Annotated in this window: 25 protein-coding genes; 13 read left to right on the top strand and 12 right to left on the bottom strand. The window is 59.9% G+C overall.

What is annotated here, in order from left to right; genetic code table 11:
• Positions 1–133: 133 nt before the first annotated feature.
• From E5E96_RS13145 to queF, 3 genes are all read right to left on the bottom strand, one after another.
• Positions 134–1,753: a diguanylate cyclase gene (locus E5E96_RS13145; protein WP_171282345.1), complete on the bottom strand. Its 1,620-nt coding sequence runs from the start codon at positions 1,751–1,753 to the stop codon at positions 134–136.
• 90 nt (positions 1,754–1,843) lie between these two features.
• On the bottom strand, positions 1,844–4,114 hold the full coding sequence (locus tag E5E96_RS13150) for a hypothetical protein (RefSeq protein WP_139392332.1): 2,271 nt from the start codon (positions 4,112–4,114) through the stop codon (positions 1,844–1,846).
• 134 nt (positions 4,115–4,248) lie between these two features.
• A complete protein-coding gene (queF, locus tag E5E96_RS13155) occupies positions 4,249–5,097 on the bottom strand; it encodes an NADPH-dependent 7-cyano-7-deazaguanine reductase QueF (RefSeq protein ID WP_171282346.1) in 849 nt (282 codons plus the stop codon).
• A gap of 157 nt (positions 5,098–5,254) precedes the next feature.
• Here queF and syd point away from each other — a divergent pair, with 157 nt between their 5' ends.
• Positions 5,255–5,803: a SecY-interacting protein gene (gene syd / locus E5E96_RS13160; protein WP_171282347.1), complete on the top strand. Its 549-nt coding sequence runs from the start codon at positions 5,255–5,257 to the stop codon at positions 5,801–5,803.
• 69 nt (positions 5,804–5,872) lie between these two features.
• Here the strand turns inward: syd and E5E96_RS13165 are convergent, their stop codons facing one another.
• From E5E96_RS13165 to E5E96_RS13185, 5 genes are all read right to left on the bottom strand, one after another.
• On the bottom strand, positions 5,873–6,658 hold the full coding sequence (locus E5E96_RS13165; protein ID WP_171282348.1) for a Zn-ribbon-containing protein: 786 nt from the start codon (positions 6,656–6,658) through the stop codon (positions 5,873–5,875).
• A 3-nt stretch (positions 6,659–6,661) separates the two neighbouring features.
• Positions 6,662–6,958 carry a DNA-binding protein gene (locus E5E96_RS13170; RefSeq protein WP_171282349.1) on the bottom strand — a complete coding sequence of 99 codons (297 nt, stop codon included), beginning with the start codon at positions 6,956–6,958 and terminating at the stop codon, positions 6,662–6,664.
• A gap of 88 nt (positions 6,959–7,046) precedes the next feature.
• The gene (locus E5E96_RS13175) at positions 7,047–7,283 is read right to left on the bottom strand and encodes a DUF2789 domain-containing protein (RefSeq protein WP_011705082.1); all 237 of its coding nucleotides are present in this window, start codon (positions 7,281–7,283) and stop codon (positions 7,047–7,049) included.
• A 57-nt stretch (positions 7,284–7,340) separates the two neighbouring features.
• Positions 7,341–7,640, bottom strand: a complete 300-nt coding sequence (locus E5E96_RS13180; protein ID WP_011705083.1) for a DUF3301 domain-containing protein — start codon at positions 7,638–7,640, stop codon at positions 7,341–7,343.
• Between the two features lie 69 nt (positions 7,641–7,709).
• The gene (locus tag E5E96_RS13185; protein WP_039212953.1) at positions 7,710–8,738 is read right to left on the bottom strand and encodes a DUF3549 family protein; all 1,029 of its coding nucleotides are present in this window, start codon (positions 8,736–8,738) and stop codon (positions 7,710–7,712) included.
• A gap of 263 nt (positions 8,739–9,001) precedes the next feature.
• On the opposite strand from E5E96_RS13185, the gene E5E96_RS13190 reads away from it, so the two are divergent.
• The 6 genes from E5E96_RS13190 (at position 9,002) to ptsG (ending at position 15,395) form a co-directional block, all read left to right on the top strand.
• Positions 9,002–9,337, top strand: a complete 336-nt coding sequence (locus E5E96_RS13190) for a YqcC family protein (protein WP_171282350.1) — start codon at positions 9,002–9,004, stop codon at positions 9,335–9,337.
• Positions 9,334–10,107 (top strand): tRNA pseudouridine(65) synthase TruC, encoded by a 774-nt coding sequence (gene truC, locus E5E96_RS13195; protein WP_171282351.1) that lies wholly within the window; start codon positions 9,334–9,336, stop codon positions 10,105–10,107. The genes E5E96_RS13190 and truC overlap by 4 nt, the downstream gene beginning before the upstream one ends.
• Before the next feature lie 76 nt (positions 10,108–10,183).
• Positions 10,184–10,624, top strand: coding sequence for a flavodoxin (locus E5E96_RS13200; protein ID WP_139391142.1), 441 nt, complete (start codon positions 10,184–10,186; stop codon positions 10,622–10,624).
• 528 nt (positions 10,625–11,152) lie between these two features.
• On the top strand, positions 11,153–12,469 hold the full coding sequence (locus tag E5E96_RS13205; protein WP_041217213.1) for a maltoporin: 1,317 nt from the start codon (positions 11,153–11,155) through the stop codon (positions 12,467–12,469).
• 91 nt (positions 12,470–12,560) lie between these two features.
• On the top strand, positions 12,561–13,532 hold the full coding sequence (locus E5E96_RS13210) for a MalM family protein (protein WP_168966188.1): 972 nt from the start codon (positions 12,561–12,563) through the stop codon (positions 13,530–13,532).
• Positions 13,533–13,964: 432 nt separating this feature from the next.
• Positions 13,965–15,395 (top strand): PTS glucose transporter subunit IIBC, encoded by a 1,431-nt coding sequence (ptsG, locus tag E5E96_RS13215; protein ID WP_016349865.1) that lies wholly within the window; start codon positions 13,965–13,967, stop codon positions 15,393–15,395.
• Positions 15,396–15,575: 180 nt separating this feature from the next.
• On the opposite strand, the gene E5E96_RS13220 is transcribed toward ptsG, so the two are convergent.
• The 4 genes from E5E96_RS13220 to map form a co-directional block, all read right to left on the bottom strand.
• A complete protein-coding gene (locus E5E96_RS13220; protein ID WP_011705091.1) occupies positions 15,576–15,959 on the bottom strand; it encodes a DUF3461 family protein in 384 nt (127 codons plus the stop codon).
• Positions 15,960–16,087: 128 nt separating this feature from the next.
• Complete coding sequence (dapD, locus tag E5E96_RS13225) at positions 16,088–16,915, bottom strand: 2,3,4,5-tetrahydropyridine-2,6-dicarboxylate N-succinyltransferase (RefSeq protein ID WP_005303473.1); 828 nt, start codon at positions 16,913–16,915, stop codon at positions 16,088–16,090.
• A 165-nt stretch (positions 16,916–17,080) separates the two neighbouring features.
• The gene (gene glnD / locus E5E96_RS13230) at positions 17,081–19,735 is read right to left on the bottom strand and encodes a bifunctional uridylyltransferase/uridylyl-removing protein GlnD (protein ID WP_171282352.1); all 2,655 of its coding nucleotides are present in this window, start codon (positions 19,733–19,735) and stop codon (positions 17,081–17,083) included.
• Positions 19,736–19,832: 97 nt separating this feature from the next.
• Positions 19,833–20,621, bottom strand: coding sequence for a type I methionyl aminopeptidase (map, locus tag E5E96_RS13235; RefSeq protein ID WP_011705093.1), 789 nt, complete (start codon positions 20,619–20,621; stop codon positions 19,833–19,835).
• A 359-nt stretch (positions 20,622–20,980) separates the two neighbouring features.
• On the opposite strand from map, the gene rpsB reads away from it, so the two are divergent.
• The 6 genes from rpsB (at position 20,981) to E5E96_RS13265 (ending at position 25,886) form a co-directional block, all read left to right on the top strand.
• Positions 20,981–21,709 (top strand): 30S ribosomal protein S2, encoded by a 729-nt coding sequence (gene rpsB, locus E5E96_RS13240; protein WP_005303470.1) that lies wholly within the window; start codon positions 20,981–20,983, stop codon positions 21,707–21,709.
• 104 nt (positions 21,710–21,813) lie between these two features.
• Positions 21,814–22,695 carry a translation elongation factor Ts gene (gene tsf / locus E5E96_RS13245; protein WP_016349867.1) on the top strand — a complete coding sequence of 294 codons (882 nt, stop codon included), beginning with the start codon at positions 21,814–21,816 and terminating at the stop codon, positions 22,693–22,695.
• Between the two features lie 71 nt (positions 22,696–22,766).
• Complete coding sequence (pyrH, locus tag E5E96_RS13250) at positions 22,767–23,501, top strand: UMP kinase (protein WP_011705095.1); 735 nt, start codon at positions 22,767–22,769, stop codon at positions 23,499–23,501.
• A 94-nt stretch (positions 23,502–23,595) separates the two neighbouring features.
• Entirely contained in the window at positions 23,596–24,153 is a 558-nt protein-coding gene (gene frr, locus E5E96_RS13255; protein WP_011705096.1) for a ribosome recycling factor, read from the top strand.
• A 72-nt stretch (positions 24,154–24,225) separates the two neighbouring features.
• On the top strand, positions 24,226–25,002 hold the full coding sequence (gene uppS, locus E5E96_RS13260) for a polyprenyl diphosphate synthase (protein WP_017408605.1): 777 nt from the start codon (positions 24,226–24,228) through the stop codon (positions 25,000–25,002).
• A 26-nt stretch (positions 25,003–25,028) separates the two neighbouring features.
• Entirely contained in the window at positions 25,029–25,886 is an 858-nt protein-coding gene (locus E5E96_RS13265) for a phosphatidate cytidylyltransferase (RefSeq protein WP_005303453.1), read from the top strand.
• Positions 25,887–25,920: the final 34 nt, after the last annotated feature.

Genomic DNA, 25,920 nt, shown 5'->3' on the forward strand with positions numbered 1-25,920 from the left:
GCTTGTTATCGTTGTGCTTTTCCCTGGGGAGAAAACGGGATGCCCTGTGGCATCCCTTGAATTTGATAGTAGATGTAAGCGGTGGGGCAGGGGAATAGGGGGAAAGTGCGTTTGCTGCTTTTTTAGTCGCCGATCAGGCCAGATTGACCTGATCCCGACCCGAGTTCTTGGAGCTGTAGAGTGCCTTGTCGGCCCGCTCGAACGCGTCCGTGGTGTGATCCCCTTCCCTAAACAGGGTGGCACCGATGGAGATGGTGATCTCGACCCTGGCATCGCGAAAACGGAACGGAATGCTCTTGATGGTCTGGCGCAAGGTCTCCAGCGGCTTCTGGAACTTGTCCGGGTTGATGTTCGGCAGCAGCACCACGAACTCCTCGCCGCCGAAGCGGGCGATGAAGTCGGTGTCGCGCAGGGCCCCCTGCAGCGCCTTGGCCACCACCTTCAACGCCTTGTCGCCGGCCATGTGGCCGTAGTTGTCGTTGATGTGCTTGAAGTGGTCGATGTCGATGATGGCCAGGCACAGCGGCGTGTTGTAGCGCAGCCAGCGCTTGTATTCGAGCTCGAGCCGCTCGTCGAGGGCCGCCCGATTGTGCACCTGGGTCAGGCTGTCGAGGAATAGCTTGTGTTTCTGGATGGTGAGCCGCTTCTTGTATTCGGCGGTCTCCTCCTTCATCAGCCGCAGCTTAGCCTCCATGGTGGAGAGGCGGGTCAGCAGGTGACGCTCGCGGGCGGCCATGGCCTCCCTGTCCTGCAGCAGCAGGTTGATGGCCCCCATGTGCCCGGAGATGGCCCCCTTGAGGTCATCAATGGTGTCATGGCTGGCCAGGGTATGGTCGATGGCCTTCAGTTCCCTGTCGATGGCCTTGCGGGTATCCAGGGTGGCGCTTTGCAGGGCGCGCCCCTCGTCGAGGGATTCGGTGAAGCTGAAGTGGACCGCCGAGAGACTCTCGTTGAGGGTGCTGAGGAACGCCTGGGAGGCTTTGCGCTCCTCGCGGGTACCCTCGATGATGAGCTCGATCACCTGCAGGCAGATCTCCGCCAGCAGGGGAGGGGTGATGCCATTGAGCAGCTGGCGGCGAATGTCCGCCAGGCTCTCGCCGACGGCGCCGGCAAAGTCGAGCTCGGTGATGAGGCGCTGCAGCTCGTCGGCGATGTGGGCGTGCACCTTGACGTCAAAGGGGGCGCCCGGCTCCGGCGCGGCTAGGTCGGTGACTGTTTCAGTCTGGTTGCCGGCGGGCGAGCTCTGGGCCAGCAGGGGCTGGGTGGGCAGCAGCTGGATCTTGATGGCCTGCTGGTAGAACTCCAGCAACCGGATCACCTTCTTCTGGTGATCGCCGATGCCATAGCCATCCGGGCTTGCCAGAAACTCCTTGAGGGATTTGCGGGTATCTTCCGGAAAGCCTTTGAGAGCCTTGAGCTGCTTGCTGCCGAGCTCGATGGCGGACTTGGTCAGGGAGATGGACTCTTCCAGCGCGTTGCCGTGCTGCTGCAGCAGCTTCTCGATGACGGCGAGGTCGGCATCGAGGGAGGAGAGCGGCGGGTTGCCATCGAGTTTCTGCTTGAGCTTGGCGAGCTTGTTGTCCAGCTCGCGATCGTGGCCGCGACAGGCCTGCATCAGCTTGGCGATGAACTGGATGCTGCGGGCGCGTTCGGTGTCGGAGAAAGAGACGACGCCGTCCAGCTCCAGCTGCTTTTGCTGAAGGGATTCCCTGAGTCTGGCCAATTGTCCGGCTACGGCAGCGATATCATTCATTATTCAGGTCGCCCTGTTGTCATTATCGTTGTTGTGTTGGATAGCAACAGCGGTCGAACCCAGTTCCAGACCCAGTTGATTATCTATTTGTCATTGATCAACCGGCGCTTTCGTCCGTGAAAGTCGAAGCCAATTAACCCATTGCTTTTCATGAGAAGAATTTACTTTTACCAGTCCCTTGTCAATTGCCATCAAGCAGCATTGCCACACATCCCCATTAAAAAATGCGGCCTGCTGGCAATCGATGGCGGCCAGCTCCAGCCAGACGCTTTGCTGGTGTTTTTCGCTGAGCTGAATGGCTCCTGCCAGTGCCAGATAACAGAGGTCGAACAGGCCGTGATGATCGAGGGCGGTGGCCGCCTTGGGCAGGAAGGGGTGGCTGACGATGCCGAGGCTGATGTGGCGATCGAGCGGGTGCTGGCAGGGGAAATCGGCCAGTGCCGCAAGCAGTTCGCGGGCCAGTCGGTGCAGGTCTTCCACATGGCGCTGAGGCACCACATAGAGCAGGTGGCCTTCGCGCAGGTCGTAGATGCGGCCATCCTGCGGGGTGAGGCCGTTGACGTAGGCGCCGAAGGCCTGCTCTATCTCGCGGCTCACCTGATAACCGTGCTGTTCCAGGCTGTTGACCAGGAACGGCACCCGAAACAGCAGGTAGTGCAGCTTGTCGTCGAACTCGCTGGTGGGCAGCTCGCTTAAATACCAGCGCTCGGATTTTTGCTGGCGTTTGGCCATCTCCCGCGGCCAGCGGCTCATCAGTCGCTGCCAGTTGGCCAGCCCGGTGCGTGGCTCGAGCAGCAACGCCTCGCCCAGCTGCTTGCCCTGCAGCCGGGCGACCCGCAGCTTGAGCCAGAGGGTGAAGAACAGATAGATGAACAGGGTCAGCAACAGACCGGTCACCACGCTCGACCAGAGGTAGCGATCCTGCTGATGCTTGCTGGTGCTCAGCTGCTGCTGCAGCTCCTTGATCTGCTGCTCCCGCTCCACCTGGGCGTAGTTGTCGCGGATCGCCTCCTGCTCCAGATCGACCTGCTGCTGGCGGACCTGCTCGCTGCGCTGGTGGAAATTCTTGTAGCTGTCCAGCGCCTGCTGCAGATAGCCCTTCTGCTCGTAGGCCGCCGAGAGCAGGCGGAAGATCTCGAACTGGCGCTGAGCGTCGCCGATCTGGTTGGCCAGTGCCAGCGCGTTTTCCAGTTGCAAGATGGCGATGCCCGCCTCCTTCTGCTTGAGATGCAGCTCACCCAGCAGCAGCAGGGTGTCGATCAGCGGCTCCTTGTCGTCCCCCAACTCATGGGACTGGCGGGCCGCGGTGAGGTAGTTGCGGGCCAGAGTCAGGTTGCCGGTTTCCAGATAGGTTTTGCCTATCTCGTACTTGAGGTGGGCGATGCGGGTGCGGTTGTTGCCCTCGTCCAGCAGATCCAGGGCATTGAAGAAGTAGACCAGCGCCATGTTCATCTCGCCCTGTTCCCGGTTGAGGCGGGCCAGCACGATGAGGGCGTCGCTCAGCAGGGAGGGATTGCCGAGGGCATGGAAGTAGTTGGCCGCCTCGTTGGCGTATTGCAGCGCCTTCTGCGGCTCCTGCTCCTCCTGATAGAGGTTCACTATCTGGTTCGACAGCAGGCCGAGGAACAGCGGATCCTGCAACCCTCTGGCCTGCTGCTGGGCATCGATGTAGTCGCCCAGCGAGAGCTGGGGCTGCTTGAGGGCGTGGTAGAGGTCGCCGCTCACCGCGCTGACCCAGGCACTGGCCAGCGGATTCTTGGTTTGATCCGCCCAGCGGCGGGCTTCGGCCAGCTGGCGCTTGGCCTCGTCGAACTGGTGCGCCTCTATGCTGGCGTTGGTACGCAGCAGCCGGCTGTACACCTGCAACTGGCTCTCTTTCAGGCTGGGGGTGCTGAGCAGGGTCTCCAGCTGGCCGAGCAGGCCGCCGCTGGCGCCGTGGGAGCGCTCCTGCAGGTTCTGGCTGCGGATCTTCAGATAGAGGCCGTGGGCCTGCAGCTCCAGTTGCTGCTCCTTGGCCGCCATGGCGATGCCCTGATCGAGGGATTTCTGGGCCGCCTGGAACTGGCCAAGCTGCAGCAGGCACTCCCCCTTGAGCAGGTGGGCACCGGTGGCCTGGGCGGCGGTGCCATAGCTCAGCAGCGGCTCCCGATAGCCGTACTCCTGGCGATTGCTGATGATTTGCTTGGGATTATTGGCCGTGCGGGTGAGGAAGGCGGAGGTGATCTGCACGCATCTGGCGGGATCGGTCAGCACCAGGGTCTGGGCCTGTTGCAGATCGATGGACAACTGCTCCTTGGCCAGATCCAGATCAGGAGCCGACAGGGAGGACATCATCATTGCCAGAAAAAACAGTTGATTCATTGGATTAAGGGCAGCACGGGAGTGAGGGCATGTTATCCAAGCCCGCCCCCGTGCGTCCAGAGTTTACTGACAGATTGCGCGCCGGCCCCGCGATCCGGGCCGTGGCAACGGCGCAGGCCCGGCGGGTTGACCGGTTATTGCCGGATCAGGCGCAGGTTGGCCGGCACCACTTCCCAGTCGCTGCGAAACGGGTTGATGTCCAGGCCGCCGCGGCGGGTGTAGCGGGCATAGACCGTCAGCTGGCTCGGGCGGCAGAAGTGCTTGAGATCGGTGAAGATCCGCTCGATACACTGCTCGTGGAACTCGTTGTGCTGGCGAAACGAGATGAGGTAGCGCAGCAGTTTTTCCCGGTCCAGCTGCGGGCCGCGATAGTGGATCACCACGGATCCCCAATCCGGCTGGCTGGTCACCAGGCAGTTGGACTTGAGCAGGTGGCTGTGCAGGGTCTCCTCCACCTCCTGGCTGCCGGCCGCACCTTGCAGCAGGTCGGCATCGAACTCGTAACAGTCCACTGCGATGTCCTGCTCGTCGATGCACTCGCCCGGCAGGGCGGCAATGTGGTGCGGAGCCTGGGCCAGCGGGAACAGGGTGACGCTCACGTCGCTACCGGCGCAGGCGCTCAAGTCCTTGACCAGCATGGCCTGCACCGCCTCCAGCGAGTCACAGCGGGTCTGGTTGAAGGAGTTGAGATAGAGCTTGAACGACTTGGATTCGATGAGGTTCGCGCTGGTGGCGGGCACCGAGACCTCGCCGACGGCGACCATGGGCTTGCCCTTGGCATTGAGCCAGGAGAGCTCGTACAGGGTCCAGACGTCGCAACCCTGGAACGGCAGCTCGCCGCCAAGGCCGAGGTCGTCGCGGTTCAGGCTGCGGGGCACCGGCTGCAGCAGGGTCGGGGTGTACTGGCTGATGTAGGCCGACTGTTGACCCAGGCTCAGCCCCTGCAGGGCGCTGGCTCCGGCGTATCTCTCTTGTTTGCTCATGTGTGCTGACTCGAACGTTGAATGGGCGATGGCAGAGCATGCGCCCGATAGGGGCAGCAAGGCGGGGAGCGCCGGCTGGCGATCCGCGCTGCACCTTGTCTGCTCATGGCTTTGATGGTGCAATAGCGAACTTTGGCAGCAATTGTGGGGAATTTCGATGTCGGATCAAGTCTTGTCTGCCCTGGAACACTTTTTTTTGCGCTGGCAGCGCGACGGCGAGGCGAGGCGAGGGCTGCCCCTGTGCAAGTGGGAGGCAGACTGGCGCTCCCCCTGCGAGCTGGATGAGCCCAAGGAGGGACGGGTGGCCTGGCGCCCGCATCGGCGCGCCGAGCCCGCCGATTTCACGGCGATGAACGAGGCGCTCGAGCTGACCCTGCATCCGGCCGCGCAGGCCCTGTTTGGTGGCTGGTTCAGCCGCCCTGTGCCCTGCCTCTACAAGGGGTTGCGGCTCGAGTTTGTGCTGCCCTGGAACGAGGCGGATCTCGACTTGCTCAAGGAGAACCTCATCGGCCACCTGCTGATGCTGCGCAAGTTGAAGCGCTCACCCTCTTTGTTCATCGCCACCACCCGCAACGAGATGACGCTGGTGTCGCTCGACAACGAGAGCGGGCAGGTGTGGCTGGAGTGGCTCGACTCGGGCCGTCGGTTGGTGCTGGCCCCCTCATTGCCGGCGTTCCTCGATCGGCTGGAGACTTTGCCGCAATAAAGGGCGTCAGTTGCAATGAAAAACGCCTTGCCGACCGGCAAGGCGTTTTTGTTTGGTTCACCGTCGGGCTCAGTCCTTGAAATCCCAGGAGAGGTTGGCGACCAGCCGGCAGGGATCGCACTTGAAGTCGAAGATCTCGTGCAAGGGTTCGGCCAGTGCCCACTCGCCGCCGCAGCTCGGACAGGGACGGGCTTTCTCCTCGGCCGCACTCAGGCCGCCCACCCGGTAGAGGTAGTAGTAGGTGGGGATGCCGGTCAGGGCTTCCAGCCGCTTGCCGAGATCGCTGCCACGGCGCTGGAGGCGGCTGCCCACTTCACCGATTTCATGCAGCGCCGCATGCTCGGCGATGGAGCCGTTCATCTGCAACTGATCGCACGCCTCCCAATCCTCCTGCCACTTGATGATCTGCTTGTGGTCGCCGTTGGCGACGGCCGGCAGCCGATAGAGCGGGATGGGGGCGAAGTGGTCGCCGCAGCGCAGCGGCGAGCAGGTGTGCAGGAAGCTGGTGTAGAGCAGCATCCAGCTGGGGCGCTCGCCATCATGGCCGCAAGGGTCGGTGCTGTCGGAGAGCAGATCCGCCCCCTGCAACTGGAGTTTGGGGGCGAGCAGGCCGGCCTGATTGAGCTGCTGCTCTGCCAGCTTGACCTGCTCGCTCTGGTTGTCCGGGTGCAGGCTGTCCTGCTCCGGGCAGACCACCCGACTGATGAAATAGCCCTCGTGCATGCTGGTGGGAAACTCCCGGCCGAGGATCTGGCCCTGATAGCGCAGCATGTCGAGGTAGTTGACGATGGCTCGCTCGGCCTCGCCCAGCGAGGTGTCGCGATAGCACTCAAAGCAGAGTTCGAGGATGTACATGGCTTACTGCTTCCCCTGCTGGAGCAGCAGCTCGGTCAGCCGATCCACCTTCTGTTCGAGCCGATCGAGCCGTTCGGCAAGCTGCTGCAGGGTGGGCTCGGCGGCGGGAGCGGGGACCATCTTCGCTGTGCTTCCGGCTTCCGGGGCGCTGGCGGGCTGCTGCTTCCACTGGCTCAGCACTTTGAGCAGCTCGGCCATGGGAACGGGCTGGCTGAGGCGGGCCTTGACCATGGCGGTGGAGGGGGTGATCCCCTTGGCGGCCAGTTCATTGGCGATGCGGATGATCTCTTGGGCTGACATGGGACTCCTGCGCAGGATGAAAAGTGGTTCGGGCTGGACGGGCAGAGAGCTTAACCAAAGCGTGGGGCGCTGAACAGCGGAGCAAGGGTCAGTCGGGCCGGCGCAGCAGTACGTCCAGTTCGTCGATGGCTTCCGACCAGTCCGCATCGTTCCACAGGGCATCGCGCAGAAAGTCGGCCTGGGCGCGGTTCCAGAAGGGGGCTTCCGGCAGCAGGGTCTGGTTGTCCAAGCGGTGCTCGTGAATGAAGCGGTGCAGGCTCAGCTCGTCGTTGGCCAGCCCCAGCTGGGCAAACAGGGCGGCCAGATCGTGGGTCAGGAATTCCATCTCATCTCTCCCAAGAGGCATTCCTGAACATTATAGGCCCGCCCCGTGGCGGCAGATTTACAGGGTGGGCACCCGGTGGGGTGGCAGCTCGACACCGACCACCTGCAGCCCCTGCATGCGCAGTTGCCCCAGATAGTGGCTCTCGCCATCGCTGGAGAATTCAAACTCGTAATAGGTGAGCAGCCGCAGCGGCTGGTGGGCCAGCGCACGGTGGCTGCGTGCCAGCGACAGCAGTTGCAGGTCGTGATGCTGGCAGTAGCGGCGCATGTATTGCCAGGCGAGCTCGGCCTGACGCCGCTGGTGCCAGAAGGCACCGGCACCGAGGATAAGCAGCAAGATTGCGAACATTTCACCCATCGCGGGCTCCTTCCGGGGTGTGATCCGTGTCGACAGGCGACCCGCCATGGTGGCGGGTCGCCGACATCATCAGGCCGAGGCGAACAGGCGACCGATGGCCTGGCCCAGGGCATCGCTGCGCTCGGGGTCGCGCAGCCTGGCCAGCATATCATTGCGCAGGGCCGGCAGGGTCACTAGCTCGGCAAATACCTGATTGAAGAACTGGGTCGGCTGCAGGGCCAGCTGTTCCAGGAACAGGCTGAGCAGGCCGGCATCCTTCAGATCGGGCCAGAGCCGGCCGGCGATGGCCAGCAGCAGGGCCGGGCTCGGCTGGGTTTGTAGCAGGGTCAGCAGCTTGTTGGTGCGCATGCTGCTGCCGTTGCAGGAGGCCAGTGCCCTGCACAGGTAGGCCAGGGTCTCGGCATTCGGTTCGGCACACTCTTGTTCCTTGCCGATGCGCTCGAACAGGGCGCCCTGTACGGCCGGCGGCAACGGGGCGTTTTCCAGGCTCTGACAAAGGGCGTAGAGCGGCTCTTGCGGCAGTTTTGGCAGTGCCTTGCACACCAGCGCCAGGTTGCGTTCATCTTGCAGCCGCTCAGCGAGATCGGCAAAACCCTGTACGCCGAGGGTCTGCCATCCCTCTGGCGTCGGGGCCGCCAGATAGTGGCAGAGCCCCTCGAAGTAGGTCGAGGGGGCCTGTTCCAGCTGACGGGCCAGTTTGGCGTGCAGGCTGGCCATCTTGGCCTCGGCCGGGCGGAAGGTGTAGGGGTTCTCCGCCAGACGCTGGGCCTTCTCTTCGTCGAGCTCGCCGGTCAGCTTGTAGCCCAGAGTTTCCACCACCTGATCCATGAAGTGTTTGGGGCCGCTGGCGATGAGCAGACCGCGTTCGTCGAGGGCAAACTTGAGAAACCACAGGTAGTGACGGGATTCGGCCGGCTGGAAGAAGTGGACGCCGAGCCAGGCATGCTGCTGCAGGGGCCAGGGGTAGGGCTCCTGCTGTTGCTCGATGCGCTCGAAGGTGTCGCTCGCCAGCGGTCGCACCTGGCGGCCCATGTCGAACAGTTGAAACTGGGTGTCGGCCTGGGTCAAGAATTCGGTCAGCGTATTGATGGTGGACATGAGGTGATCCGGCTAAGGGTGATGCGGGCCGATTATAAGGAGGTTGCACAAGATAGCCAGTGGGGGGGGCGCCGCTCGGCATCCGGCCCGGTACTCAGGGGCAGGAGCCGCAATGGCTTTTCGTCCGTGTTGTCGGCCGCTAGAGGCATGGCAGAGGATAGGGGGGAGGGTGTATAGTAACGCCCTTTTTTGCAAAGTTCGGCCTGCCGCCAGCGACACAGGATTGGCGGCGGACGGTGTGTGGTGATGAGGAAGAGAACGCAATGAATCAATATCTGCTGGTAGCCGGCCTGTTGGGTGAACTGACCGCCGAGCTGCAACGTCTGGAACGCTGGCAAGCGGCCCATCCGGGTGAAGAGGCCCTGGCCAGCGAGCTGCCATTTTGCGTCGATACCCTGAACTTCGATCAGTGGCTGCAGTTCGTGCTGATCCCGCGCATGGAGCAACTGGTGCTGCTGCAGGCGCCGCTGCCCAGCAGCGTCTCCCTCTATCCCATGGCCAGCGAAGTCTACAAGGAGGAGCTGGCGGAGGTCGAAGCCCTGCTGCGCCTGATCGCCCGCTTCGATCTGCTGCTTTCCGGCAAAGTGGTTGAGCAATGATGCGTGAGCAGGCACAGGAAGAGAACGCCTTGCAACTGACCCTGCTTTATCAGGATGACTGGCTGGTGGCGGTCAACAAGCCCTCCGGCCTGCTGGTGCACCGCAGCTGGCTCGATAAGGCCGAGACCCGTTTCGCCATGCAGATGACCCGGGATCTCATTGGCGGTCGCCATGTCTACCCGGTACACCGGCTCGACCGGCCTACCTCGGGGGTGCTGCTGTTTGCCCTCGATCCCGCCGTGGCCCGCATCCTGACCGAAGCCTTTGCCGCCCGCCAGGTGCACAAGGAGTATCTGGCGCTGGTGCGCGGCTGGGCCCCCGAACAGGGGCTCATCGACTATCCGCTCAAGGAGCAGCTGGACAAGATCGCCGATGCCATGAGCGATCCGGATCGTCCGGCCCAGGAGGCGGTGACCGTGTTTCGTCGCCTGCATCAGGTCGAGCTGCCCCATGCGGTCTCCAAGAAACACCCCACCAGTCGCTACAGCCTGGTTCGGCTGTTCCCCAAGACCGGTCGCAAGCATCAGTTGCGCCGCCATCTCGATCATCTGTTCCACCCCATCGTCGGTGACACCACCCACGGCGATGGCCGCCACAACCGCTTCTTTCGCGCGCATTATGGTTGCGATCGCCTGCTGCTGGTGGCTCGCACCCTCAGCTTTGAGCATCCGGTGCTGAAGGTGCCGATGCGGATCCAGGCGCCGCTGGGGCAGGAAGTGCTGCAGCTGTTTGCCGAGCTGGGCTGGCCTGCCAGCGAGAGCGACTACTGAGGCTGACGATCGCGGGGTGTTGCCCGAGCTGTTGCTGTGGCATGCTGGGCATCCATGTTGGTCAAAGGGGTCCGTGATGGCGCAGATAGACATAGTGGTGGGTACCGTATACGGCGCGGCCATGCTGGTGGCCGAGACGCTGGCGGCGCAGCTGGAGCAGGCGGGGCACGGCTGCCAGGTGTTCGAGGAAGCCGAGCTGGCAGATCTGGATGCGAGTCGATTCTTGCTGGTCATCACGGCTACCACGGGGCAGGGCGATATTCCGCCCAATCTGCAGCCACTGGCCACCGCCCTGGCTGACCGGGCCCCCTACATGAAAGGGTGGCGTTATGCGCTGGTCGCCATGGGGGACAGCAGCTACGAGCATTTCTGCGGTGCCGGTCGTCACCTCGATGCGCTGTTGCAGGAGCTTGGCGCCGGCCCTCTGCTGCCCCGGCTGGAGATAGATGCCACCGTCGATGATGAGCCGGAAAAGGTGGCGCTGGCCTGGCTCAATGGCTGGCAAAATAAACTGTAGCGATCGTCCGTTTTTATCCTTTATTCATCCCCGCTCAGCCCGTCTGGCGGGGATGTTTATTTTACGGTAATCAGCAGTCTCAACTGACCATATTTGCCCGATATTTATCCGGTTATTTTCCACGTCATCCCAGCTTTGCTCAGCGATTTATTTCGGGGGCAGCCGACATGCCTCAAATTTAAAAGTTCCCCATTGAAAGCGATTTCAGTCATGTTTTTGTCATCAATTTGAATATTTATAACTTATTCATCGAAGCGAATTAATGGTTGGTAGCGGTTTCATGATGGATCTTTTCGCTTTTACTCCTATGTGGTTGGTGAGTTATTGCATAGTTTAGTTGATTATCATCGTACAAAACCCTCAGCGGCCAATGCTGGGCGATTTGTCGCCATTTTGTGAATCAGCTCATGTTTGTCCCGAAATTGGCTACCTATAATCGGCCTCGGTTATCACCTAAACGTTTTTATGGTGATAAGAACTTGGATATTCAGGATCACACTCCTCTCAGCGGGAATAAGGAAAATGAAAATGAAAGCAAAGTGGCTCCCGATCGCTGCAGCAGTAACCGCAGCCCTGGCTTCCCAAGCCGCCTTCGCCGTTGATTTCCACGGCTACTTCCGTTCAGGTGTCGGCGTTTCCGGTGACGGCGACATGGTGAAATACAACGTGAACAAGGTTGGTCGTCTGGGTAACGAAAATGATACCTACGGCGAAGTTCAGCTGGGTCAGGAAGTATTCAACAAGGACGGCAAGACTTTCTACGTTGACTCCATGTTTGCCATGGCTTCCAACGGTTCAAACGACTGGGAAGGTACCGGTACCGTTTGTAACTTTGATGCCAAACAGTGCAGCGGCGACTCCGATTTCGCGCTGCGCCAGTTCAACGTGCAAGCCAAGGGCCTGCTGGGCTTCGCGCCGGAAGCTACCCTGTGGGCTGGTAAGCGTTACTACCAACGTCACGACATCCACATCTCTGACTTCTACTACTGGAACATCTCCGGTGCCGGTGCCGGTATCGAAGGCATCCAGGCCGGTCCTGGCAAGATCTCCTTCGCCTGGATTCGCAATGACCGCAGCGCAAAAGACGTATTCGGTGAGTACACCAACACCGGTACCAGCGCAGCTCCGAACTATGTGAAGAACGAAGATCTGAACGTCAACACGCTGGACCTGCGTTATGCCGGTATCCCGCTGTGGAGCGAAGCCTCTCTGGAAGTCGGCGCCATGTATGCTCTGGTCAATGAGACCGAAGCGCAGAAACCGCTGAAAAACAACAACATGAAAGACGGCGTCATGCTGACTGCCGAACTGACCCAAGGCATCCTGGGTGGCTTCAACAAGACCGTTCTGCAGTACGGTACTGAAGGTTACTCCAAGACCATGGCCTTCTACGGTGACGGTTCCTGGTACGGTGCCGAAGCCAAAGACGGTGCTGACGGTTTCCGTATCATCAACTGGGGTGTTGTCCCGATGGGCAACAACTTCGAGATGGGTCACCAACTGGTCTACGGTGTAGGCAACGAGATGTGGGATGGCAACGACAAGTTTGAAACCATGTCTGCCGTTGTTCGCCCGATGTACAAGTGGGATGACTTCAACAAGACCATCTTCGAAGGCGGTTACTTCAAGGACAAGAACAAGTCCACCAACGGTACTACCGAAGATGATTCCGGTTACAAGCTGACCCTGGCTCAAGCCTGGTCTGCCGGCTCCAGCTTCTGGGCCCGTCCTGAAATCCGTGTGTTCGCCTCCTACCTGGCCAACGACGAAGACAAGAAAGTCTTCGAAAGCGGTACCTCCAAAGACACCTACCAAGTTGGTGTTCAAGCGGAAGCTTGGTGGTAAGCAGCTGTTTAAGTTAAGTTAGTCACTGCCCCCATATGGGGGCAGTTTTGTTTCGCCGGGTAACGGCAACCGGGTTATGGAGATAAGAAGAATGAAACTGGTAAAGATGTCTATCGCAGCCGTGGTTACTGCGCTGTTGGCCGGTTGTTCCGGTAGCATGTTGGTCCCCGTGCAGGATCATGCATCCATCCTGAGTAATGCCGATCAGGCCAAGCAGGCGCTCTCGCAGGCGACCAGCTGCTGCGCCGCTTTCAGTGATTTCAATTATGTGGCGTTGCCGGAGGGCGATACTCTGCTGGCCCTCGACAGCAAGCAACCCAGTTTTCAGTTTGACGAGGGGATGAGCTATTTCGCCGCTTATCGCCTGCCGGCCAATACCGGCAATCTGGCCATCAGCATCGCATCCCAGGTGAGCAAGACGGTGCTGATCCCGCAGGTCATCATGCTGGATGCCCAGTTCAAGGTGACGCGCGTGCTGGGTGAATCGGTATTCACCTATCAGCCGGCCCATCTGCTCGATAACGACAGGATTGAGGGCAAGTTGTTCGTCGACCGCAGCATGCCGGGCAATCCGGCGGCCGAGACCTATATGATTGTGTATGCCCCAGCCAACAAGCTGGCAGGCAGCACCACCATACTGCACCCCTCCAAGGCGTTTGCCAGAGCCAACGGGACGGTTGAACCGGATATCAAGGACCCCGTGATCCCGCACTCCCCATGGGGTCTGGTACAGATCAAGGTGGCTGACATGGCAAAAGGGCAGGGACTGGAAGCGGTCTTCAAGCCTGAATATGCCGACAAGGTAGCAATGAGCAAGGCTGCACCGGCGGCGACGGCCGTTGCGGCAGGCACTGTGGCGACCGCTGCGGCTGCCGCACCTGCCAAGCCTGCGCCCGCCATGCTGAGCGAAACCGAGGCCTTCTATCAATCCCAGATCGAAAAAGCGGTGAAAGCCGGTGATATCGACAAGGCGATGCAACTGGTCAGCGAGGCGGAGCGGGCCGGTTCGACCAAGGCGAAATCGGTCTTTATTGATGCGGTCAAGCGTTCCCAAAAGGGCTGAATATTGCCCGGTCATTAAAATATAATATTTATTTGAGGCCTCCCTTGTTGGAGGCCTTTTTAATCGGTAGACTAAAATAGAAAAAACAGCAAATGGTTACATTAAGTTACAATGCGTTTCGTTAGGTATTGTTTTGATTGGCTAAAATACAATGCGAAACAGCACTTTTCATATTTATGGCTTAGCATGAAGATGCCAAAATATATCTGTAATTAACCGAAAATTCCCGCCGAAATTATCTTGTGATCTCCCCTCCAAATTTTTTATTCGCTTACCCCTGATGGAAGATATTTGCGATCTGCTGGGTTATATTCAGCTGGTCAAAATAAACAAACCCGCGTCGAATTCATGCCGATGAGAGATGATGTTGATGATCGTCTATAAATTGGACTGAAGCGTCTACGGTAAGACATTCCATTCAGGAGCGCACACATGTTAAAAAATGCTTTCTCTAATCTGCAAAAGGTCGGTAAGGCGCTGATGCTGCCAGTATCGGTCTTGCCCGTTGCAGGTATTCTGCTGGGGGTGGGTGCTGCCCACTTCAGCTGGTTGCCGGAAATTGTCTCCCAATTGATGGAGCAGGCCGGTGGTTCCGTATTTGGTCAGATGGCTCTGCTGTTCGCAGTGGGTGTGGCCCTTGGCTTTACCAATAACGACGGCGTATCCGGTCTGTCGGCCATCGTCGGCTACGGCATCATGGTTGCCACCCTGAAGGTCATGGCACCCGTGATGGGCGTTGAGACCATCGAAACCGGCGTCCTGGGCGGTATCCTCGCCGGTGGCGTGGCCGCATGGGCGTTCAACCGCTTCTACAAGATCCAGTTGCCCGAGTATCTGGGCTTCTTCGCCGGCAAACGCGCCGTGCCCATCATCACCGGCTTCGTCTCCATCGGCCTGGGCGTGATCCTGTCCGTCATTTGGCCGCCGGTGGGCGCTGCCATCGGTGCCTTCTCCGACTGGGCTGCCAACCAGAACCCGGTACTGGCTTTCGGTATCTACGGCGTGGTTGAGCGCTCCCTGATCCCGTTCGGTCTGCACCACATCTGGAACGTACCTTTCTTCTATCAGGCTGGTACCTGTGTCAACGCTGCCGGTGAAACCGTACACGGCATCATGACCTGCTTCCTGACTGCTGACGACGCTTCCCGCGCTGCTGGCAACGGCTTCGGTCAGCTGGCCGGTGGCTACCTGTTCAAGATGTTCGGTCTGCCTGCCGCCGCGTTTGCCATCGCGCACTCCGCCAAGCCGGAAAACCGCGCCAAGATCGTAGGTATCATGGCCTCTGCCGCCCTGACCTCTTTCCTGACCGGTATCACCGAGCCGATCGAATTCTCCTTCCTGTTCATCGCGCCGGTACTGTACGCCATCCACGCCGTGCTGGCTGGTCTGGCCTACGTGCTGACCAACTCCCTGGGCGTGGTACACGGTCACACCTTCTCCAACGGCTTCATCGACTTCGTGGTGCAATCCCCGCGTGCCGATCACATGCTGCTGCTGGTGGGTCTGGGTCTGGTCTATGCCGTCATCTACTATGTGGTCTTCACCGTGGTCATCCGTGCCATGAACCTGAAAACCCCGGGTCGTGAAGACGAAGCGGCCGAAGAGAGCGTTGGGCAGAGCAAGGACGAGATGTCTGCCGCACTGGTCTCTGCCTTCGGTGGCAAAGAGAACATCGCTTCGCTGGACGCCTGCATCACCCGTCTGCGGGTCGGTGTGAAAGACGTGGCCAAGGTTGACCAAGCTGGTCTGAAGAAACTGGGCGCTGCCGGTGTGGTAGTGGCAGGTTCCGGCGTACAAGCCATCTTCGGTACCAAGTCCGACAACCTGAAAACCGACATGGACATCTGGATGAAGAGCAACTAATCCTGTTGCCTGAATACCAGAGTTGTTGAAAAGGGAGGCGCAAGCCTCCCTTTTTGCTGGGCGTCATAGGGCAGCCGGATGCGGTGGTGCATGTTTCGACCGGCGGGGTATCAATGTTGTCATCGGTGTTCAGCTCAAAGAAAAAGGCGCCCATAGGCGCCTTTGCTGCATCAGACCGGTTTAGAGCTTTTCCAGATCCCGCTCGATTTCGCTGATCTTGTTCTGCACCACTTTTTCCAGGTGGCGCAGGTCGCGCAAGATCTTCTGCTTGATGTCCGGGTCGGCCTGCACGTGCACGCCCTGAGTCAGGTTGTCGAGCTCATCCACCACGTACTTGAGATTGGCGTTGATCTCGGTGACATCCTTGTACTCGTGGGTGCCCGAGTCGACCAGCATGGTCTTGCGCTGGCGGGGATACTTGAACTTGACGCTCTTGGCGAAGAACTCGCCCTTCTGTTTCTTGAAATAGATCTTGAGGATGTCGTGATTGGCTTCCTGGCGCAGGGTATAGCTGTCCACTGAGGTGGGTTCCTGGATCCCCAGGCTCTTCAGATTCTCGTACATCGGGCTTCCTCGGTTTGAAACGATCCTGACCAATCTATCTTAACCGAGTCGGTGTGGCTTGCCTGTGACAGGGGTGCCAAAATCAAAAGGGCGCCATCAGGCGCCCTTTTAAATCACTGCAAAACTGCTCACTCGTCGATGGAGCGCAGCAGGGCGTTGATGCCGACCTTGGCACGGGTCTTGGCATCCACCTTCTTGACGATGACGGCGGCGTACAGGCTGTATTTGCCGCACTTGGAGGGCAGGGAGCCTGAGACGACCACCGAACCGGCCGGGACGCGGCCGTAGTGGATCTCGCCGGTTTCACGGTCATAGATGCGGGTGGACTGGCCGATAAAGACGCCCATGGAGATGACGGAGCCCTCTTCCACGATTACCCCTTCCACCACTTCGGAACGGGCACCGATGAAGCAGTTGTCTTCGATGATGGTCGGATTGGCCTGCAGCGGCTCCAGTACGCCGCCGATGCCGACGCCGCCGGAGAGGTGCACGTTCTTGCCGATCTGGGCGCAGGAGCCCACGGTGGCCCAGGTGTCGACCATGGTGCCTTCATCGACGAAGGCGCCGATGTTGACGTAGGAGGGCATCAGCACGGTATTGGGGGCGATGAAGGAGCCTTTGCGGGCGGTGGCCGGCGGCACCACGCGCACACCGGCAGCTTTGAACTGCTCGGCGCTGTAGTCGGAAAACTTGAGGGGAACCTTGTCGTAGTACTGGGCGTCGTCACCCTTGATGATGCCGTTGTCATTGATGCGGAAGTAGAGCAGTACCGCCTTCTTCAACCACTGGTGTACCACCCACTCGCCGGCAATCTTCTCGGCAACGCGAGCCTTGCCGGAGTCCAGCAGGTCGATGGCTTGCAGGATGGCGGCCTTGGTGGCGGCATCGACGGAGCCGGGTGTGATGGAATCACGGCGCTCGAAGGCCGCTTCGATGATCTGTTGCAACTCGGTCATGACAGGTTTCCTTTAAAAAATTCCGTTTGTTGTATCACACTTTTCCAATTGTTTTTAAGGGCTCGGGCCGATTTCTTCACGGGAACGCTGATTTATTGTGCTGGCGTAGTCCAACCATTTGTTCTGCTTGATAAATCAGGGGGGGCTCGGCGTCTTGTGAAGCCTTCACAGGCCCGGCCTGCCCTCATCATCGGCCGACTCTTGCGGGTTGAGCTGGTTGACCAGCCGCTCCTCCAGCGCCTGCTGCTCGGTCTGGGTCAACGGCTCGCCGGCCAGGGTGGTGAGGCTGAAAAAGTCCTCCACCCGCTCGCCGATGGTGGTGATCTTGGCGGCATGGAGCGACAGGCCGCACTGCTGGAACACGGCGCCAATGCGGGCCAGCAGCCCCGGGGTATCGAGCGCGGTCAGCTCCAGCAGGGTGTGGCGGGTCTCCCCTTTGTGGGGCAGGAAGACCACCCGGGTCGGCACGCTGAACTGGCGGTGGCGCCGTGACAGGGGCTTGCTGCGCAGCACCAGCTTGCCCGGCTCCTGCAGCGCCTTCTCCAGCGCCTTCTTGATGGTGGCGGTGCGGTTGGGGCTGATGGGCTCGCCGTTGGGTTCGAGCACTACGAAGGTATCAAGCACGTAGTCGCTGCGCGAATTCATGATCTGGGCGTCGTGGATGTTGAGGTTTTTCTGATCCAGCGCCGAGGCCACAGTGGCAAACAGATTCGGGGTGTCACGACAATAGATGAACACCTCGCTGCCGCCGCGGGTCGGGTGCTTGCCGATGATCACCAGCGGCGCCGGGTTGTCGCCGTGTTCGATGATCTTGCGGCAGTGCCAGGCGATCTGCTCCGGCGTGTGGCGCAGGAAGTAGTCGGCCTTGAAGTCGCTCCAGAGCTGGTTGATGGCCTCCTCCGGCACGTCGCGCTGGGCCAGGTTCTGCTTGGCCTGGCGCTGGTTTTCGCGGATCTTGAGGCGCATGTCGGGCGGGTTTTCCAGCCCCTGGCGCAGCGCTTTCTGGGTGGCGAAGTAGAGCTCGCGCAGCAGGGTGCCTTTCCAGTCGTTCCAGAGGGTGTCGTTGGTGGCGCAGATATCGGCCACGGTCAGGCAATACAGCAGGTCGAGGTGCTGCTCGTCGCGCACCTTCTGGGCAAAATCGGTGACCACCTCAGGGTCATAGATGTCGCGGCGCTGGGCGGTGACCGACATCAGCAGGTGATGGCGCACCAGCCAGGCGACCAGCCGGCTCTCGTAGCGATCCAGACCGTGCAGCTGGCAGAATTCCAGCGCATCGACGGCGCCGAGCTCTGAGTGGTCGCCACGCCGCCCCTTGGCGATGTCGTGGAACAGGGCGGCGATGCTGAGCAGCTCGGGTTTGCGCAGCCGGGTGAACACCTCGTGGCAGAGCGGATGGGTCTGACGGCTGGCCGGGTTGGGAAACTGATGGATGTTCTTGAGCAGCCGGTGGGTGTGCTCATCCACCGTGTAGGCATGGAACATGTCGAACTGCATCTGGCCGACGATGAGGTTCCACTGCGGCAGGTAGGCCGCCAGGATGCCGTACTTGTGCATCAGGGTGAGCGGCTGACCGATGCCGTTGGGGTGGCGCAGCAGCGCCATGAACAGGCGGCGGCAGTCGGGCAAGTCCTGTAGCCAGCAGTTGAGCTTGCGGCGCGCCTCGCGCAGCTGGCGCAGGGTGGCGGAGTGGATGCCGGCAATCTCCGGGTGCTGGGCAATCTGGTTGAAGAGGCGCAGGATGGCGGCGGGCTCGCGGCCGAACAGCTCGGAATCCACCGCATCGATGAGGCGGCCGCGCAGCTGGAACTCGTCGGAGAGACGGCGCACGTCCATGGCGGTGTTGCCGAGGATCGCCTCGTCAAACAGCTGCAGCAGCATCTCGTTGAGCTCGGAGACCCGCCGCACCGTCTGGTAGAAGCGCTTCATCATCTGCTCTACCGGGGCGTTGCCTTCCCCCTCGAAGCCCAGCATCTGGGCCACGGTACGCTGGCGATCGAATAGCAGCCGGTTGTCGCCCTTGTTGATGGCCATGTGCAGGGCGAAGCGCACCTTCCACAGAAAGTTCTGGCAATCGAGCAGCTCGCGATACTCGGCCCGGTTGAGAAAGCCGTGGCTGGTCATCTCGAACAGGGTGGTGGCGCCGAAGTGGCGGCGAGCCACCCAGGCCAGGGTCTGGATGTCGCGCAGGCCGCCGGGATTGCTCTTGAGGTCCGGCTCCAGCTTGTAGGCGGTGCCGAGAAACTGCTGGTGGCGCTGGGCCTGCTCTTCGCGTTTAGCCTTGAAGAACTGCTCGCTCGGCCAGAAGTGCTGGGGGCCGGTGGCCTCCTTGAGCTGCTGGAAGCCCGCCTCGCGGCCGGTGATGTAGCGTGCCTCGATGAGGTTGGTGGCGACCGTGATGTCGCCGCGTCCCTGCTCGAGGCACTCGGCCACGTTGCGCACCGCCTGGCCCACCTCCAGCTTGAGATCCCACAGCAGGGTAATGAACTCACCGATGCGCAGCCCCAACACCTCGTCCAGCTCGTCCCCTTCATAGAGGATCAGCAGGTCTATGTCGGAGTGGGGGTGCAGTTCGCCGCGGCCATAGCCACCCACCGCGATCAGGGTGAGCGCCGTCTTGTCGAAGCCGAACTTTTGCCACAACCGGGTCAGCAACTCGTCCATGTATTCGGAGCGGGTGGCCACCAGTTCGATGATGTTGTCACCGGCATCGAAGCGGGCGTGCAGCCAGCCGAGAAAACGGCTCAGGTACTCCTTGCAGTTCTCGCGGGTGAGCTGAGCGTCGGGTAACAGGTGGGGGGAAAGCAGGCTGGCATCCATGGCGTCTCACACTCTACTGTCGCACGCCTGTGCGCTGTTCTCGCACGGGGTCGCGGCTGATAAAAACAAAACCCCGGCGGGAGGCCGGGGTTTGATGTTAACCGTGTTTGATGAGACGGTCGATAGTGTCATCCGGGCGCAGCGTCAGCACCTCGCAGCCATCCTCGGTCACCAGCAGGGTGTGTTCCCACTGGGCGGAGTCGCCGCCATCCTTGGTGGTCACGGTCCAGCCGTCCTTCGGATTGACCTTGCAGTGGTACTTCTTGCTGTTGACCATGGGCTCGATGGTGAAGCACATGCCCGGCTTGAGCTCCTGCTTGCCGCCGTTGCGATAGTGCAAGATCTGCGGCTCTTCATGGAACTCGGCCCCGATGCCGTGGCCACAGTAGTCGCGTACCACGGAGAAACCGGCCTTCTCGACGATGGGCTGGATCACGGCGCCGATCTCGGTGATGCACATGCCCGGACGCACCTGCTTGATGGCGGCGTAGAGGCTCTCCTGGGCGACCTTGCACAGCTGACGGCGCAGCGGGGTGGTCTCACCCACGATGAACATGGCCGAGGTATCGCCGTGGTAGCCATCCTTGATGACGGTGATGTCCAGGTTGATGATGTCCCCTTCCCGCAATTTCTTGTGGTTCGGGATGCCGTGGCAGATCACATCGTTCACCGAGGTGCAGATGGACTTGGGGAAGCCGTGGTAGTTGAGCGGCGCAGGGATGGCCTGCTGCACGTCGACGATGTAGTCGTGGCAGAGGGTGTTCAGTTCGTCGGTGGTGACGCCCGCCTTGACGTGGGGGGCGATCATGACCAGCACATCGGCGGCCAGTTGGCCGGCAACGCGCATCTTTTCAATCTCTTCCGGTGTCTTGATTTTAATGGACATGGGATCTCTCTTGGGACCTGATCGCGCATCTATCGATGTCCGGCAATCAGGTAATGAAAAATAGATGCGTTTGCAATCAGGCCAAAATTTTATCCCCAACCCCCGTTTACTTCCAGTGTGATTGTCATCACAGCGTCAAATCGGCGCTTCAGCATGCTGCCCAGGGATCCATTTTTAGCGGTTCGGCTGGTGGTGTCCTGACCAAAGTTATGGTATAAAGCGCGCCGGAATGGGGAACTTGTGTCCTCATGCCATCACCCTTACTTAAACAACACACACACATCGACACATATGCCGGGGTGCCTTAACGGGTCGGTTATATGGGATGTGTGGAGGCCTAACCCCAATAGAGGTATAAAATGGCTAAAGTTTCTATGCGCGACATGCTGCAAGCCGGCGTTCACTTCGGTCACCAGACTCGTTACTGGAACCCGAAAATGAAATCCTACATCTTCGGTGCCCGCAGCAAGGTTCACATCATCAACTTGGAAAAAACCGTTCCGATGTTTGACGATGCCATGAACTTCATCAGCTCCGTAGCTGCCAAGAAGGGCAAGGTACTGTTCGTAGGTACCAAGCGTGCCGCGTCTGAAGCCGTAAAAGAAGCCGCTGAGCGTTGCGACCAGTTCTATGTTAACCACCGCTGGCTGGGCGGCATGCTGACCAACTGGAAAACCGTTCGTCAGTCCATCAAGCGCCTGAAAGATCTGGAAACCCAGAGCCAAGACGGTACCTTCGACAAGCTGACCAAGAAAGAGGCGCTGATGCGTACTCGCGAAATGGAAAAGCTGGAGAAGAGCCTGGGTGGTATCAAGAACATGGGCGGCCTGCCTGACGTTCTGTTCGTTGTCGATGCCGACCACGAGCACATCGCTATCAAAGAAGCCAACAACCTGGGTATCCCGGTAGTTTCCATCGTTGATACCAACTCCAACCCGGACGGCGTTGACTATGTCATCCCGGGTAACGACGACGCTATCCGTGCCGTTCAGCTGTACCTGAATGCTGCTGCTGACACCGTACTGGAAGCTCGCGCTCAGGACATCGTTGTTCAAGCCGAACAAGATGGCTTCGTTGAAGCTGAGTAATTGATAAGGACTGCAAAGCCCTTATTAACCAAGCTGATGTAATTGGTTAGCAGGGGCCCTTGTGGCCCCTGTTTCTTGTCAATTCAAGACCGAGGATACTGGACATGGCAAACATTTCTGCCGCCCTGGTAAAAGAACTGCGCGAGCGCACCGCCGCTGGCATGATGGATTGCAAAAAAGCACTGGAAGAAGCCAACGGTGATATCGAACTGGCTATCGAAAACATGCGCAAATCCGGTCAGGCCAAAGCCGCCAAGAAAGCTGGCCGTATCGCCGCTGAAGGTGTGATCTTCGCCCGTACCGAAGGCAACGTTGCCGTCATGATCGAGCTGAACTGCGAGACTGACTTCGTTTCCAAGGATGCCGGCTTCCTGGCCATGGGTCAGAAAATCGTTGAAATCGCCGCTACCCAGAAGATCGCTGACGTTGACGCGCTGAAAGCCGCCGACTTCGGCAACGGCGAGTCCGTTGAGCTGACCATCACCAACCTGATCGCCAAGATCGGTGAGAACATGAACCTGCGTCGCGTGATGCTGGTTGAAGGTGACAACCTGGGCACCTACGTTCACGGCTCCCGCATCGGTGTTATCACCAAGCTGGCCGGTGGTTCCGACGAGCTGGCCAAAGATCTGGCCATGCACGTTGCTGCCAACAGCCCGCAATTCGTCAAGCCGGAAGATGTATCTGCCGAAGTCGTTGCCAAAGAGCGCGAAATCCAGATCGACATCGCCATCAACTCTGGCAAGCCGAAAGAGATCGCCGAGAAAATGGTTGAAGGCCGCATGAAGAAGTTCACCGGTGAGGTTTCCCTGACTGGTCAACCGTTCGTGAAAGATCCTTCCATGACCGTTGCCGAGCTGCTGAAGAAAGAAGGCGCTGACGTTGTTTCCTTCACCCGTTTCGAAGTGGGCGAAGGCATCGAGAAGCAAGAGACCGATTTCGCTGCGGAAGTTGCAGCCCAAATCGCGGCCGCTCAAAAGGCCTAATCGAACCGGTTTTTCCGTTTCCCCAGACCGCGACTTATGTCGCGGTCTTTATATGACCAGGAATCAGTGACATGAGTACCAATCCCAAGCCTGCATACAGACGTGTTCTTCTGAAGTTGAGTGGTGAAGCCCTGCAAGGATCCGAGGGTTTTGGCATTGATCCGGCGGTGCTGGATCGGATGGCCCAAGAGATCAAAGAACTGGTTGAGCTGGGTGTTCAGGTCGGTCTGGTCATCGGTGGCGGCAACCTGTTCCGTGGTGCCGGTCTTGCCAAGGCGGGCATGAACCGCGTGGTGGGCGACCACATGGGTATGCTGGCTACCGTGATGAACGGTCTGGCCATGCGTGATGCCCTGCATCGTGCTTATGTGAATGCCCGTCTGATGTCTGCCATCTCCCTGCAAGGCATCTGTGACTCCTATGTCTGGGCCGAAGCCATCAGCCAGCTGCGCGCCGGCAAGGTGGTGATCTTCTCCGCCGGTACCGGCAACCCCTTCTTCACTACCGATTCTGCGGCCTGTCTGCGCGGGATCGAGATCGAAGCTGACGTCGTGCTCAAGGCTACCAAGGTCGATGGCGTGTTCACCGACGATCCGGTCAAGAACCCGGATGCCGTGCTGTGCCATGAACTGAGTTATGATGAAGTTCTTGAAAAAGAACTCAAAGTAATGGATCTTGCTGCTTTTACTCTGGCCCGCGACCACGATCTGCCGATCCGGGTGTTCAACATGAACAAGCCGGGTGCGCTGCGTCGGGTGATCATGGGCGAGCCGGAAGGTACCCTGATCCATCACGTCAGCAAGTGAGACAAGCGTGAGCTTCGGCTCGTTTGTCCATGACGCCAGCCAATAAGATAGATACGGGCCGGTTGACGGCTCGTTCGCCAAAAGGAAAACCACTGTGATCAACGAGATTAAAAACGACGCCAAGGACCGCATGGCCAAGAGCGTAGAGTCGCTCAAGACCCAGATGTCCAAGATCCGTACCGGCCGTGCTCACCCGAGCCTGCTCGACGGTATCCAGGTGGAGTATTACGGTGCGGCCACTCCTCTGAAACAGTTGGCCAACGTGGTGGCTGAAGATGCCCGCACCCTCTCCATCTCCATCTTTGACCGCTCCATGATCCAGGCGGTGGAAAAGGCCATCCTGACCTCCGATCTGGGCCTCAACCCGTCCAGCAACGGCCAGACCCTGCGCGTGCCGCTGCCGCCGCTGACCGAAGAGCGTCGTCGCGACCTGACCAAGATCGTGCGTGCCGAAGCGGAAGGTGCCCGGGTTGCCGTGCGCAACATCCGTCGCGATGCCAACGCCGACCTGAAAGCGCTGCTCAAAGACAAAGAGATCTCCGAAGACGACGACCGTCGTGCTCAGGAAGAGATCCAGAAGCTGACCGATTCCTTCATCAAGCTGGTAGACGAAGCACTGGCCCTGAAGGAAAAGGAGCTAATGGAAATCTAAGCCTCTGACAGGTATATTACGAGCGCCGTGTAGTGCCCCTGCACGGCGCTTTTGTCTTTGTGGGAGAAATGAATGTCGCTTTTGGCAGCCGTAGGTGATTGCGCCAATTCGTCCTTGCCTCGTCACGTCGCCATCATCATGGACGGCAACGGACGCTGGGCCCAGAACCGTGGCAAGATGCGGGTCTATGGCCACAAGGCAGGCGTGAAGTCTGTTCGCGAGGCGGTAACCTTTGCTGCGCGGGCCAAGATAGACGCGCTGACCCTGTTTGCGTTTTCCAGCGAGAACTGGCGTCGCCCGGAAGGGGAGGTCAGCGCCCTGATGGAGCTGTTCATGACGGTGCTGGGCCGTGAGGTGCAGAAGCTGCACAGCAACGGCATCCGGCTCAAGGTGATCGGCGATACCGCCCGTTTCAGCGAGCGTCTGCAGGCCAAGATTGCCAAGGCGGAGGCGCTGACCGCCAACAATCAGGGGCTGACCCTCAATATCGCCGCCAATTATGGTGGTCAGTGGGACATCGCCCAGGCGGCCCGCAAGCTGGCCCGTGCCGTGGCGAGCGGGGAACTGGCTGCCGACCAGATAGATGAAGCCATGCTTGGCCGCGAGGTATGCATGGCCGACCTGCCGCCGGTGGATCTGCTGATCCGCACCGGGGGCGATCATCGCATCAGCAATTTTGTGTTATGGCAGCTCGCCTATGCCGAGCTCTATTTTACCCCGGTGCTGTGGCCTGATTTCAACGAGGCCGAGTTCAGCGAGGCCGTTGCCTCCTTCGTGGCCCGTGAGCGTCGTTTCGGCTGCACGGGTGAACAGATCCGGGAATTGATCGCCGAGCAACAGACCGGCTAACCCCCCTCCCAAGAGAGAGGCTTCTTTTGCTAAAACAACGAATTATTACCGCATTGCTACTGGTTCCCCTGGTGTTGGGGGCGCTGTTTTTTCTGCCGTTGAAATTCTTTGCCCTGTTGGCATCCCTGGTATTTCTGTTGGCCAGCCGCGAGTGGAGCGGCTTCGTCTCTGCCAAGCCGCAGCAGTGGCTGCCGCTGGTGTACTGCCTGCTGCTCGGGGCCAGCCTGTTCTGGCTGCCGGTGGAGCAGCTGTGGACTCCTCATCTGCATCCGCTGGTGATGGGCGTGCTCTGGACCGCCGTCAGCTGGTGGTTGCTGGGGCTGCTGCTGGTGTTGCGTTATCCCCAGAGCGCCAAGCTGTGGAAGGAGTCCATCTGGCTCAAGTCCCTGTTCGGCCTGGTGACCCTGGTCCCCTTCTTCTGGTCCCTGGTGGCCATCCGTGGTTACAACTTCTATCACGACCCCATGATGGGGGCCTGGATCCTGCTGTTCGTGATGGGACTGGTCTGGGCGGCAGATTCTGGCGCGTATTTTTTCGGCAAGGCGTTCGGCAAACACAAGCTGGCGCCGGCCGTGAGCCCCGGCAAAACCATCGAAGGCATGTGTGGCGGCCTGTTTACCGCCAGCCTGCTGGCGGTCGGGGTGACCTGGTTCATGGGCTTCGTGCCTGCCAAGATGGCCATCGTGCTGTTCTGCTCCTTGCTGGCGGTGCTGGCATCGGTACTGGGCGATCTCACCGAGAGCATGTTCAAGCGTGAAGCCGGCATCAAGGATTCAGGCACCCTGTTGCCCGGCCACGGTGGCATCCTCGATCGGATCGACAGCCTGACCGCCGCGCTGCCGGTATTCCTGCTCAGCTATCTGCTGCTCAGCCAGGAGTTTTGATGCTCAGCCTGATGCGTCTGCCTGCGGCGGGCGC

The organism is Aeromonas sp. 1805 (genome assembly GCF_013085525.1).
In the GTDB taxonomy this organism is placed as follows: Bacteria; Pseudomonadota; Gammaproteobacteria; order Enterobacterales; family Aeromonadaceae; genus Aeromonas; species Aeromonas hydrophila.